Source organism: Liquorilactobacillus sp. (assembly GCF_047719775.1).
Taxonomy (GTDB): domain Bacteria; phylum Bacillota; class Bacilli; order Lactobacillales; family Lactobacillaceae; genus Liquorilactobacillus.
Map to the genome: position 1 here is coordinate 133,066 of NZ_JBDNTS010000006.1, position 10,692 is coordinate 143,757.

General features: G+C 37.2%; 14 protein-coding genes and 1 other annotated feature. All 14 genes read right to left on the reverse strand.

The genetic code is table 11. The features are described from left to right. Positions 1–58: 58 nt before the first annotated feature. The 14 genes from recN to rplU all read right to left on the reverse strand — a co-directional run bounded on the left by recN (position 59) and on the right by rplU (position 10,427). Positions 59–1,741 (reverse strand): DNA repair protein RecN, encoded by a 1,683-nt coding sequence (gene recN / locus ABF682_RS04990; protein ID WP_415619171.1) that lies wholly within the window; start codon positions 1,739–1,741, stop codon positions 59–61. Positions 1,742–1,756: 15 nt separating this feature from the next. Then, positions 1,757–2,209, reverse strand: coding sequence for an arginine repressor (gene argR / locus ABF682_RS04995; RefSeq protein WP_289977170.1), 453 nt, complete (start codon positions 2,207–2,209; stop codon positions 1,757–1,759). A 94-nt stretch (positions 2,210–2,303) separates the two neighbouring features. Continuing rightward, positions 2,304–3,119, reverse strand: coding sequence for a TlyA family RNA methyltransferase (locus tag ABF682_RS05000; protein ID WP_289977171.1), 816 nt, complete (start codon positions 3,117–3,119; stop codon positions 2,304–2,306). Continuing rightward, positions 3,119–4,003, reverse strand: coding sequence for a polyprenyl synthetase family protein (locus ABF682_RS05005; RefSeq protein WP_415619172.1), 885 nt, complete (start codon positions 4,001–4,003; stop codon positions 3,119–3,121). The genes ABF682_RS05000 and ABF682_RS05005 overlap by 1 nt, the downstream gene beginning before the upstream one ends. After that, positions 3,996–4,226: an exodeoxyribonuclease VII small subunit gene (locus tag ABF682_RS05010; protein WP_289977176.1), complete on the reverse strand. Its 231-nt coding sequence runs from the start codon at positions 4,224–4,226 to the stop codon at positions 3,996–3,998. The genes ABF682_RS05005 and ABF682_RS05010 overlap by 8 nt, the downstream gene beginning before the upstream one ends. Further along, entirely contained in the window at positions 4,219–5,571 is a 1,353-nt protein-coding gene (gene xseA, locus ABF682_RS05015; protein WP_289977177.1) for an exodeoxyribonuclease VII large subunit, read from the reverse strand. The genes ABF682_RS05010 and xseA overlap by 8 nt, the downstream gene beginning before the upstream one ends. A 3-nt stretch (positions 5,572–5,574) precedes the next feature. Further along, positions 5,575–6,426 (reverse strand): bifunctional methylenetetrahydrofolate dehydrogenase/methenyltetrahydrofolate cyclohydrolase FolD, encoded by an 852-nt coding sequence (folD, locus tag ABF682_RS05020; RefSeq protein WP_415619173.1) that lies wholly within the window; start codon positions 6,424–6,426, stop codon positions 5,575–5,577. Positions 6,427–6,767: 341 nt separating this feature from the next. Next, positions 6,768–7,169, reverse strand: coding sequence for a transcription antitermination factor NusB (gene nusB, locus ABF682_RS05025; protein WP_289977701.1), 402 nt, complete (start codon positions 7,167–7,169; stop codon positions 6,768–6,770). A gap of 2 nt (positions 7,170–7,171) precedes the next feature. After that, positions 7,172–7,603, reverse strand: coding sequence for an Asp23/Gls24 family envelope stress response protein (locus ABF682_RS05030; RefSeq protein ID WP_415619174.1), 432 nt, complete (start codon positions 7,601–7,603; stop codon positions 7,172–7,174). Between the two features lie 19 nt (positions 7,604–7,622). Further along, positions 7,623–8,180 (reverse strand): elongation factor P, encoded by a 558-nt coding sequence (gene efp, locus ABF682_RS05035; RefSeq protein WP_289977179.1) that lies wholly within the window; start codon positions 8,178–8,180, stop codon positions 7,623–7,625. Between the two features lie 135 nt (positions 8,181–8,315). Then, a complete protein-coding gene (locus ABF682_RS05040) occupies positions 8,316–9,377 on the reverse strand; it encodes a M24 family metallopeptidase (protein ID WP_415619175.1) in 1,062 nt (353 codons plus the stop codon). A gap of 93 nt (positions 9,378–9,470) precedes the next feature. Beyond that, complete coding sequence (rpmA, locus tag ABF682_RS05045) at positions 9,471–9,746, reverse strand: 50S ribosomal protein L27 (RefSeq protein ID WP_289977706.1); 276 nt, start codon at positions 9,744–9,746, stop codon at positions 9,471–9,473. A 21-nt stretch (positions 9,747–9,767) separates the two neighbouring features. Beyond that, positions 9,768–10,100, reverse strand: a complete 333-nt coding sequence (locus tag ABF682_RS05050) for a ribosomal-processing cysteine protease Prp (RefSeq protein WP_289977181.1) — start codon at positions 10,098–10,100, stop codon at positions 9,768–9,770. An 18-nt stretch (positions 10,101–10,118) separates the two neighbouring features. Further along, a complete protein-coding gene (gene rplU, locus ABF682_RS05055; RefSeq protein WP_289977182.1) occupies positions 10,119–10,427 on the reverse strand; it encodes a 50S ribosomal protein L21 in 309 nt (102 codons plus the stop codon). Positions 10,428–10,444: 17 nt separating this feature from the next. Then, positions 10,445–10,519: a sequence feature (ribosomal protein L21 leader region), on the reverse strand. Between the last annotated feature and the right edge of the window lie 173 nt (positions 10,520–10,692).

Consider the following 10,692-nt stretch of genomic DNA (forward strand, 5'->3'; position numbering starts at 1 on the left):
ACTTAAAAATATCACCTTCCAAAATTAGTTCTTACTCAGATTTTGGAAGGTGGTATTTTTAAGTGCGCACTTTTTTTGCCATTTCAAGTAATTCTTTGGCATGTTCCATTGTCAGCTTCGTGATTTCTGTTCCAGCTAACATTCTTGCAATTTCAGTAATTCTTTTTTCTTCGTTCAATTTTTCAATGTTCGTCTCAGTTCGACCCTTGATTACCTCTTTAGTAACAAGATAATGATGATTACTAATCGCAGCTACTTGTGGTAAATGTGTGATACATAGGACTTGGGATAATTGCGCAATTTGACTAATTTTCTCAGCCATTGCTTGAGCGACTCTTCCGCTAACTCCGGTATCAACTTCGTCAAAAATAATGCTTGTCAAGTTTCGATCTTGCGAAAAAATCGTCTTTAATGCCAACATAATACGCGAAAGTTCACCACCGGATGCAATTTTTGCCAATGGTCCACTAGCTTCTCCTTGATTAGTTTGAATATAAAATTCCACACGATCGATTCCATCACTTGCTAATACCGTCTTATCAGTTCCAAAGTGTACTTCAAACCTAGCTTGATCCATATAAAGTGATTTCAATTGCATTTCGACTGCATTTGATAATTTTTTTGCAGCCCTCGTTCTTTCATGACTCAATTTTTTTGCTGTCGCCAATGCTTCGCTATAGGCTTTATCAACAGCTTTTTGTTGAATCTCGCTATCTTCATCTGCACTTTGCATCTGTGCTAATTCTCTTTCAATCTTATTATAATAATCCAAAACCTTTTCAATTGAATTACCATACTTATGTTCAAGTTGCTTGATTACTTCCAGTCTTTGATTCGTCTGGTTTAGCTCATCCTCGTTCCATTCCATTACGTCTAACTCGTTCGAAATATCATGTGCGGCATCTTGCAAAGTATAGAATGCACTCGACAGATTATCTGCAATATTATGCAAGTCCTCGGATAAATTACCTACTTTTTGAGTTGCTTCGACAGCATCCCCCAAGTGTCCTAGAAAATCAGCTTCTTCTCCAGAAAGAAGTTCATAACTTTGTGACAAAGCATCACGAATAGTTTGAAAATTTTCGAGCTTTTGCTTTTTAATTTCTAAATCTGCATCCTCTCCCAAAACAAGATTAGCTTCGGTAATCTCTTGAACCTGAAACTGTAGCATGTCTAATCTTTGAGCCCACTTTTGTTCATCAGATTGCTTTTTTTTTAGAATTCTTAGCTTCTCACGATAAGCTTCAAATAATTTGTTATATTTAACTTTTAAATCTGTAGTTTTTTGATTGTATTGATCCAAAAGACCGATATGATTCTCTGAATTCATCAACATCTGATGCTCATTTTGTCCATGAATATCTATAAGTTGATTCCCAATTTTTTTCAAAGCTGTGAGTGTTACTAATGTATTATTAATACGACAGACACTTCTACCATTACGATAAAGTTCCCGTTGAATAATTAAGACATCCTCGTCCGCTGTAATTCCAAAACTCTCTACGTCGTGCTTTATTTTGACGTTTTTTGGTAAACCAAATAAGCCCTGTAAAATTGCTTTGTTAGCTCCTTTGCGAATAAATTCTTGTGAACCTCTACTACCAGCTAGGAGTCCTAGAGCATCAATTACTATTGACTTACCAGCACCTGTTTCACCAGTCAAAACTGTCATCTTAGATTCAAAATTAATATCAAGTTTTTCAATGATGGCGAAATCTCTAATCATTAATTCGCGTAACATCTTATCATTCCTTTGTTAATTGGTCATCTCAAGGACTAATTCCTGCGCTGCTTTTGCCTCATTAACAGATTTTGCAATTACTAAAACCGTATCATCATCACCGATAGTACCAAAAATTTCTTCATAACGCATCTGATCAATTAAACTTGCTATTACCGGACCATTCCCTGGCGAAACCTTAATCAGTAAGAATTCATTCTGAATACGTGAGGATAAATATGCATCTTTCAGTGTATTTCGTAATTTTTTTTCTGAATTTAGTTTCTTCTCCGTTGGCAGACTGTATTGGTATTCACCAGTTGAAGAGGGCAACTTAATTAGCTGCATTTCCTTTACATCACGTGAAATCGTTGCTTGTGTGACATCAATCCCTTGTTCTTTCAAAAGCTTAACGATGTCTTCTTGTCTATCAATACTATACTGTAATAACAAATCTTTTATCGCCTTTTGTCGCTCTTGTTTACGCATCTCAATCACCAATCCCCCACATTTATTCATAATTTATTATTATAATAGCCTATTTTGAATAAATATTAAAGAAAAAGCTTATAAAAATTAATGATTATTTGCCAAAAGTTATATATGCTGCTTCAATTAATTCTTGATTGTCAATTTTAGCCCTATTTACACCCTTGTTAACGACTTTTTTCAAATGACAAATAAATTCGATATTACCCGTGCCACCTGTAATGGGAGAAAAATCAATGCCACAAACATCGAAGCCTGCAGCTAGAGCAAAGTTGATAATCTTATTCAAAACTGCTAAGTGAACTTTCTTATCTCTAACAATCCCATTTTTCCCAACATTAGCCTTTCCAGCTTCAAACTGTGGTTTAATCAAGGCAACTACATCACCCGAACTTTGTAAAATTGCATGTAGTGGCGGTAAAATTAATTCAAGCGAAATGAAAGAAACATCTATCGTAGCAAATTCTGGTAACCCGTTAGTAAAATCTTCTGGTTTACTATACCTAAAATTCGTATTTTCCATTACAATAACACGCGGGTCTTGTCTAATCTTCCAAGCCAATTGATTAGTTCCAACATCTAACGCATAGCTTATTTTCGCGCCATTTTGTAATGCAACATCTGTAAAACCGCCAGTAGAAGACCCAATATCAAGGACGGTTTTGTCCTTAACTTCTACATCAAAAACCCTGAGAGCCTTCTCAAGCTTATAGCCACCTCGACTCACATAAGGCATCTTCTTACCCTTAAAATGTAATTCAGTTTCAATATTAATTTTCATTCCAGGTTTATCTAAACGTTCTTCGTTTTCTCCTAATACTTCTCCAGCCATTACAGCCCGCTTTGCTTGTTCACGCGTCTCAAAAAGACCTTGCTGTACAAGTAATACATCAACTCGTTCCTTTTTCATTAATTATCCTTTCTCTCGAAATATTCTAGAAAATCCGCTAAAACACTGTCATCAGCATTTAACCTTACCAATACTTCACGCGCATCTTCAACTGCTTGACTTAGACTCTGATAAGCACCATCAAGCCCTAAAATAACTGGATACGTGTTTTTATTCTCGCCTTTGTCCTTATGGACTGCCTTCCCCATCTCTTTTGTTGTTGAAACCACATCCAATATGTCATCATATATCTGAAAGGCAAGACCAAAAGTAGCACCAAAATCCACCAGTAAATCGAATTCCTTTTTTTCTGTTTTACTAAGTATTCCTCCAGCCTGGCAAGCATATTTTAATAAAGCGCCCGTTTTTAGTTCATGAACTTTCTTTAGTTGTTCAAGCTCCAGAGTCTTATGTTCACCCTCTATATCTGCAACCTGGCCACTAACCATGCCTTCAGGTCCGGCAGCCTTAGCTAAAGCAGTTATTAGATCTACCTTACTTTTTGAGTCTAGTCCAGTTCTTGTAATCCAATCAAATGCAAGAGTTAATAATCCATCACCTGCTAAAACCGCTTCAGCTTGACCGAAAACCTTATGATTTGTTGCTTTTCCCCTACGTAAATCATCATTATCCATTTCTGGTAAATCATCATGAATCAGTGAATATGTATGTAGTAGTTCAAGACTTCCCGCAACTGCTAGTACATCATCATCGATTGGTCTATTATAAAACGAGCAAAGCGCCATAATTATGAGCGGCCGTATTCTTTTCCCACCAATTGCGACAGAATAAGTCATCGCATCTTTTAAAGTTCTTTCTGCGGATAAACCATTTAAAAATTCTGCAATTTTTTTTTCAAGCCTTGGCAAATTCTTGCTTTGAAAAGCCTGCATTCTTTTATTCATTAGCTGTATCTCTTTCAAAATCTGCTTCATTTCCATCTTTATCCATCACTTTTGCAAGTGTTTTTTCAGCATTCTCCAGTGTTTTTTGCAATTCATTACTAAGAGAAACACCTCTCTGAAATTGTTCTAACGCCTGTTCCAAAGGTACATCACCTTGCTCGAGTTTTTGCACGATTTCTTCCAAGTCTTTCAAATTATCTTCAAAATTCTTTTTTTCAGCCATTATTGTCTGCCCTCCTTAATTCCATCACCTTTGCTTGCACATTGCCATCTTGCAGATGAATATCTATTACCTCATCCGTGTTGAGTTGTACGATAGACTTTATAATTTTTTGTTCATTATTAGATATATAACTATACCCTCGACCCATAATTTTCAATGGACTTAACATATCCAAGCCTGAAATCGCCTTCGCCAGTCTCTGCTCATTCTTTTGAACATAGTCACCAATTGCTCGGTCAAGCTGTCGTGTTAAATATTCAACTTTCGAATCATACAAATGAAGAGTTTCAAAAGGTGCTTGATTTTGTAGTCTTTGCATTACAGATCTAGCAGCTCTTTCATGTTCAGTTATTCTTTGCTGAAGTGCTTGTTGGGCACGCTTCTTAAGATAATCAATCTTTTGCAGATAACCTTCATAGAGCCGACCAGGCTGTTGAAAAACATATGAATTAATTAATTTGTTAACCAATTGTTGTTTTAACTTAATCCTAGATTGCAGATTTTGCAGCAATCTGATTCTTAATTGTTCAATTTTCAAAATTTCATCACTTAGGACTGGTACCGCCAACTCTGCTGCGGCAGTTGGTGTAGCAGCTCTGACATCCGCCACTAAATCTGCAATTGTCGTATCAGTTTCATGGCCTACTGAAGAGATTATCGGGATCTGACATTCAAAAATAGCTCGTGCGACTATCTCCTCATTAAACGGCCATAAATCTTCAATAGAACCACCGCCGCGACCAATTATTAATGTATCAAAAGTGCCAATTTCTTGGACTTGCTGAATTCGTGCAACGATATCTGCGGCAGCACTCTCTCCTTGGACAAGTGCTGGAAACAAAACAATCTGAGCAATTGGATAACGTCGCCTGACAGTCGTCATTATATCCTTAATGACTGCCCCAGACGAACTCGTAATTACCGCTATTTTCTGTGGAAAAAGTGGTAATAATTTTTTTTCAACACCAAATAAACCTTCCGCGGCAAGCTTTTTCTTTAATTGCTCATAAGCTTGATACAAAGCGCCAACGCCATCAGGTTCCATTCTTTCAATATATATCTGGTAGCCGCCACTTGCTTCGTAAAGTGATATTCGACCAACTACGAGGACTTTCATTCCTTCTTCTGGCTTGAATTTAACCTTCTCAAAGGCAGATTTGAACATAATCGCATTTATTTTTGCATGCTCATCTTTGAGACTGAAATACTGATGAGCATTAAGTCGCGGCCGATAATTTGAAATTTCTCCTGTTAAATAAACTTTACCCAAATAAGGATCTGCATCAAATTTTCGCTTAAGATATTTTGTCAATGAACTCACTGTTAAGTACGTTTTTTCTGACAATTTTTACCCCCCAATTTGTCTTTCCGCAAATTTAACTGTTTGTTCTAATAACATCGCAATCGTCATCGGTCCCACACCTCCAGGAACAGGTGTAATCGCTGCAGCGACTGGCGCGACTTCTGTAAAATCGACATCTCCAACCAGCTTACCTGTAGCATCGCGATTCATTCCAACATCAACTACAACCACACCTGGTTTAACATCCGCGCGTTTAATAAATTCGGCGCGGCCCGTTGCAACAATCAGAATGTCTGCTTGCCTTGTCAATTCACGTAAATTAACGGTTTTACTATGGGTAATTGTAACAGTTGCATCTGCATTTAATAATAACGCAGCAATAGGACGACCAACGATATTACTACGGCCAACGATAACTGCATGCTTACTTGCAACATCAATCTGATGTTCTGCCAATAACCTCATAATCCCATGCGGTGTGCAAGGCAGCGACTGTGGATTATTAAGAAAAAGCTGTCCAATATTTAGGGGATGAAATCCATCAACATCCTTTGCTGGATCAATCGCCGCAGTTACTTTTGCAGCATTAATCTGTCGTGGTAAGGGCAATTGTACTAAGATTCCATGAATGGAAGAATCAACATTCAGCTTAGCAATCAGCGCTAAGAGAGCTTCTTCTGTCACTGTTTCTGGTAGTTTGAAGTCATATGTTGTGAGTCCAACTTCTGCCGCTGCACGGTGCTTGTTGCGTACATATATTTGGCTAGCGTTATCAGAACCAACTAAAACAACGGCTAGTGCTGGAATAACTTTATGCTCTTGCAGCCGAGTTATTCGCTGCTTTAATTGCTGTCTGATTTTATATGAAAGTATACGTCCATCTAGAATTTCAGTCATCATCATTCATCCTAACTTATGTAATTATTGAACAATTTAATGCTCATACCTGCATTCCATTTTAGCATACCTAACTAGCTTTTCATCAAAATGTTCAATTATAATTAGCAAAAAAAATGTTAAATTGCTACAACTAACGTGGACAAAAAGATACTTCCAGAATCTTATTTTTTATATTTGGTAAATTTTTTGAAGAGACTACTCTTTCATATAATTCGTTTTTTCAATCTTCGTACAACCAAAAAACACCTAGTATTCTAATAAGCTAGATGTTTAAAATTTAACTATTAATATTATCATAGTTAAATTAGCTATTGCGCTAACTTAAGCTAGACCATATCCTATGAAACCAAGTTCGAAAGTACACCATTAACAAAGCGACGTGACTTCTCATCACTGAACTCTTTTGCTAACTCCAAAGCCTCGTTTAAAGCAACCCTGCCTGGAATATCATCAATATTTTGAATTTCAAAAATTGCCAAGCGCAAAACAATTACATCTGTCTTGTTAAGACGAGCAAAAGTCCAGTCCTTGCCCAAAAATTTTTGAATGGTCGCATCAATGTCCACTTTATTTTTATTAATACCTGTAACTAAAATACGAACATAATCTGGCACCACTTGTGCAACTTCATCCTCATCATCTCTAACCTGATGAAATAGCTCATCAACAGTAATATCCTGATTACTCTCCATTGCAAATAACATTTGAAAAGCAATTTTGCGCATCTCATGTCTACTCATAGTCACTTCGCGTCACCATTTTTCTCAGCAAATAAGTTGTCAAGATCAAGAGTTGGACCTTGTTTCTCGGGAACGACTCCTTGAACATAGACATCTACTGCTGCTAATTCTAATCCTGTCATAAATAACAGCTGCTGCTTAACCTTTTCTTGAATTTCAGATGCAACCTTAGGCACTGAAACTCCGTAATTCAAGAAAACATAGATTTCAACAGTCAACGTTTCAAGTGATTGACCGAGTTTAACACCTTTACCACGACTTTTACGCCCAAAAAGTTCATTTACACTATTAGCAAGCGAACCGCGCATCGAATAGACACCCTCAACTTGTTTTGCAGCAATCCCAATAATTACTTCGATTACTTCGGGTGCAACCTCAATCTGTCCCAGTGTTGCTTCCTTACTTTCTATAATAATGTTATTATTTTCTGCCATCATCGAAACCTCCTTTGATTTAGGCACGAGAAATATAACTGCCATCTTGCGTATTGATCGTTAGTACATCCTCTTCATTAATAAAGAATGGAACCTGAACCACCAGACCAGTCTCAAGAGTAGCTGGCTTAGATCCACCTGAAGCAGTGTCCCCCTTAATTCCTGGTTCTGTAGCCTTAACTTTAAGATCTACCGTATTTGGTAAATCAACACCAAGTGTCTCTGTACCAAACATGATGATACTTATTACCATGTTTTCTTTTAAATAGTTTAATTCATCTTTAACACGTTCTTCTGGTAACTCCAATTGTTCGTATGTTTCCATATCCATGAACACATGGCTAGTACCATCAGCATACAAATATTGCATCTTCTTGTTATCGATTTGTGCTCTTTCAACCTTTTCACCTGCACGGAAAGTTTTTTCTTGAACCGCACCACTCCGCAAATTTTTAAGCTTCGAACGCACAAAGGCTGAACCCTTACCTGGCTTAACATGCTGAAATTCGATAACACGCCAAATTTCACCGTCAACCAAAATTGTCAATCCATTTTTAAACTCATTTACTGAAATCATTGTAATCCTCCTACGAATTATATCTCCAGTCAGTTACTCTTGAAATTATTTTACCATAATCAGTGCATAAAAATTCCCAGACTGTCAGAATATATTTTATAATAGCAACACTTAGTATAAAAAAGCAAGTTTATCCTAAATCGCGTGGTAATTTCTTGGAAAAGCAGTTAAAATTTCAAAACCAGTTTCCGTAACTAAAATATCATCCTCAATTCGAATACCTGCCGTTCCTGGAACATATATCCCCGGTTCAATCGTCACGATATGGCCTGACTCCATAATATCTGGAAAACGTGAACCAACATTTGGCAATTCATGAATATCTAGCCCGATTCCATGGCCCATTCCATGATTAAAGTATTTGCCATATCCCTTTTTTTCAATAAAGCCGCGGCCAACTTCGTCTAACTCCCTTCCGCTTATTCCTGGTTTTATTGCTTCAATTGTCCTGCGCTCAGCTTCCAAAACAATCTGATACATATCTTGCACCTTCTGCGACTGTTTTCCTAGTGAAAAAGTTCTAGTAACATCGGAAGTATAGTGCTGATAATAGTAACCAAAATCAACTGTAATTAAATCCCCATCTTCCAAAAGTTTTGCAGTTGCTGTCCCATGTGGCCAAGTTGTTCGCTCACCACTTGCAACAATCGTTTCAAAAGATTTTTCTTCTGTTCCATTCTTTTTCATGAAATAGTCAATCTCATTAGATAATTCCAACTCGCTTTGACCCACATGAATATTTTGCAGCATGAACTCATATCCTTTGCCTGCAATCTTACAAGACTCACGAATTTTATTGATTTCATCCTGATCTTTAACTGCACGCAAATTCTCAATAACTGCAGAAACCGGGACAATATCAGAAGAAGAATTTTCATCAATAAAATCATAATTTTGATACGAAATTACATCCTCGAAGGCCATCGCTACCAAATGTTCTTTTTCAACAAGTTCACAAGCTGTTTTCAAATAATTACGGGTATTACAGAACTTCCAATCAGAATGATTTGCCTTAACTTGTTGTCCAAAACGGTCATCAGTAATTAAGTATTGGTTATTCTCTGTGACTAACAGCAAACCATCATCCCCTGTGAAGCCACTTAAATAATAAATGTTAAGTGGCTCTGTTACCAAAAAACTGTCGATACTCATTTTTGTCATTAACTCACGCAAATTTGCAACCCTTTTTGAACTCATTAAAAAATCCTCCCATCATTGAAAAAAATAAAAAAAAGATCAATACAAAACATAACGTTCCGTATTGATCTTATATCAAAAGCTTTATTTAATCTATTCAGCCACAGGGTAAACAGATACTTGCTTCTTGTCACGACCTTTACGCTCGAAACGAACAACACCTTCAACTTTAGCGAATAGTGTGTCGTCACCACCCATACCAACATTAACACCTGGATAAATACGAGTTCCACGTTGACGATAAAGAATTGAACCACCAGAAACAAGCTGCCCATCAGCACGCTTAGCACCTAAACGTTTTGATTCTGAGTCGCGTCCGTTAGAAGTCGAACCGCCACCCTTTTTATGAGCGAAAAATTGTAAATTCATTAACATAGTTAGTGCACCTCCCTAGCTTTTATCTTCTATAATCTTAATATAATCAGAATAGCTTGTCGCCACATCACTAATACCTAATTTAAAATTAGCTAGTAACAACTGTGCAGCCTCATTATCAATGGCAGAATCATCGAGCTGTGCCCGCATAAATCCGCCATCTAGTTCATCAGAGTCAACATACAGCTTAGCCTTCGCAAGTTGCTCAAGACCGTTTACTGTACTAATTGACAAGGTTGAAACAGCTGCACACACAATATCTTGGCCATATTCTCCTGACTCAGCATGTCCTTTAATTTTAAAACCGATTAATCGGTTCTTCCTGTAAATAAAAGAAGCTTTTATCATTCAAACTCACCTCAATAATTATGCATTAATTGTATCAATAACAACCTTTGTATATGGTTGACGATGACCTTGTTTTGTATGTGAATGTTTCTTTGGTTTGTACTTGAAAGTAACGACTTTCTTAGCACGACCCTGTTTTTCAACAGTTCCTGTAACAGTTGCACCATCAACAAATGGCTTACCAACAGTAGTGTTTTCTCCACCTACTAAAACAACTTGATCAAATGTTACTTTTTCGCCTGCTTCTGCAGTCAATTTTTCAACATAGATTGCTTGTCCGGCTTCAACCTTAAGTTGCTTGCCGCCAGTTTTAATAATTGCGTACATATTATGTGCACCTCCTTAGTTTTACTTAGACTCGCCATGACTGAGTGGTCAACTGACTCTTATGAACTGGCCATGTGCGGTTGCAGTTGTGGCATGCACAAATACAACATTAGAATCATAGCAGATTTTTCATCTTGCGTCAATTACTTTAATAGATAAAAAAGGCTTGCAACATAAAAATGTCCAAGTCTTCGTCTAGTTAACACAAGAATGGCGCGGGAGAGATTCGAACTCTCGACCGTCCGCTTAGAAGGCGGATGCTCTA

What these genes read in the sequence shown, in the direction of transcription:
- recN (WP_415619171.1), bottom strand. Translation starts at nt 1,741, where the DNA reads ATGTTACGCGAATTAATGATTAGAGATTTCGCCATCATTGAAAAACTT.
- argR (WP_289977170.1), bottom strand. Translation starts at nt 2,209, where the DNA reads ATGCGTAAACAAGAGCGACAAAAGGCGATAAAAGATTTGTTATTACAG.
- ABF682_RS05000 (WP_289977171.1), bottom strand. Translation starts at nt 3,119, where the DNA reads ATGAAAAAGGAACGAGTTGATGTATTACTTGTACAGCAAGGTCTTTTT.
- ABF682_RS05005 (WP_415619172.1), bottom strand. Translation starts at nt 4,003, where the DNA reads ATGAATAAAAGAATGCAGGCTTTTCAAAGCAAGAATTTGCCAAGGCTT.
- ABF682_RS05010 (WP_289977176.1), bottom strand. Translation starts at nt 4,226, where the DNA reads ATGGCTGAAAAAAAGAATTTTGAAGATAATTTGAAAGACTTGGAAGAA.
- folD (WP_415619173.1), bottom strand. Translation starts at nt 6,426, where the DNA reads ATGACTGAAATTCTAGATGGACGTATACTTTCATATAAAATCAGACAG.
- nusB (WP_289977701.1), bottom strand. Translation starts at nt 7,169, where the DNA reads ATGAGTAGACATGAGATGCGCAAAATTGCTTTTCAAATGTTATTTGCA.
- ABF682_RS05030 (WP_415619174.1), bottom strand. Translation starts at nt 7,603, where the DNA reads ATGGCAGAAAATAATAACATTATTATAGAAAGTAAGGAAGCAACACTG.
- efp (WP_289977179.1), bottom strand. Translation starts at nt 8,180, where the DNA reads ATGATTTCAGTAAATGAGTTTAAAAATGGATTGACAATTTTGGTTGAC.
- ABF682_RS05040 (WP_415619175.1), bottom strand. Translation starts at nt 9,377, where the DNA reads ATGAGTTCAAAAAGGGTTGCAAATTTGCGTGAGTTAATGACAAAAATG.
- rpmA (WP_289977706.1), bottom strand. Translation starts at nt 9,746, where the DNA reads ATGAATTTACAATTTTTCGCTCATAAAAAGGGTGGCGGTTCGACTTCT.
- ABF682_RS05050 (WP_289977181.1), bottom strand. Translation starts at nt 10,100, where the DNA reads ATGATAAAAGCTTCTTTTATTTACAGGAAGAACCGATTAATCGGTTTT.
- rplU (WP_289977182.1), bottom strand. Translation starts at nt 10,427, where the DNA reads ATGTACGCAATTATTAAAACTGGCGGCAAGCAACTTAAGGTTGAAGCC.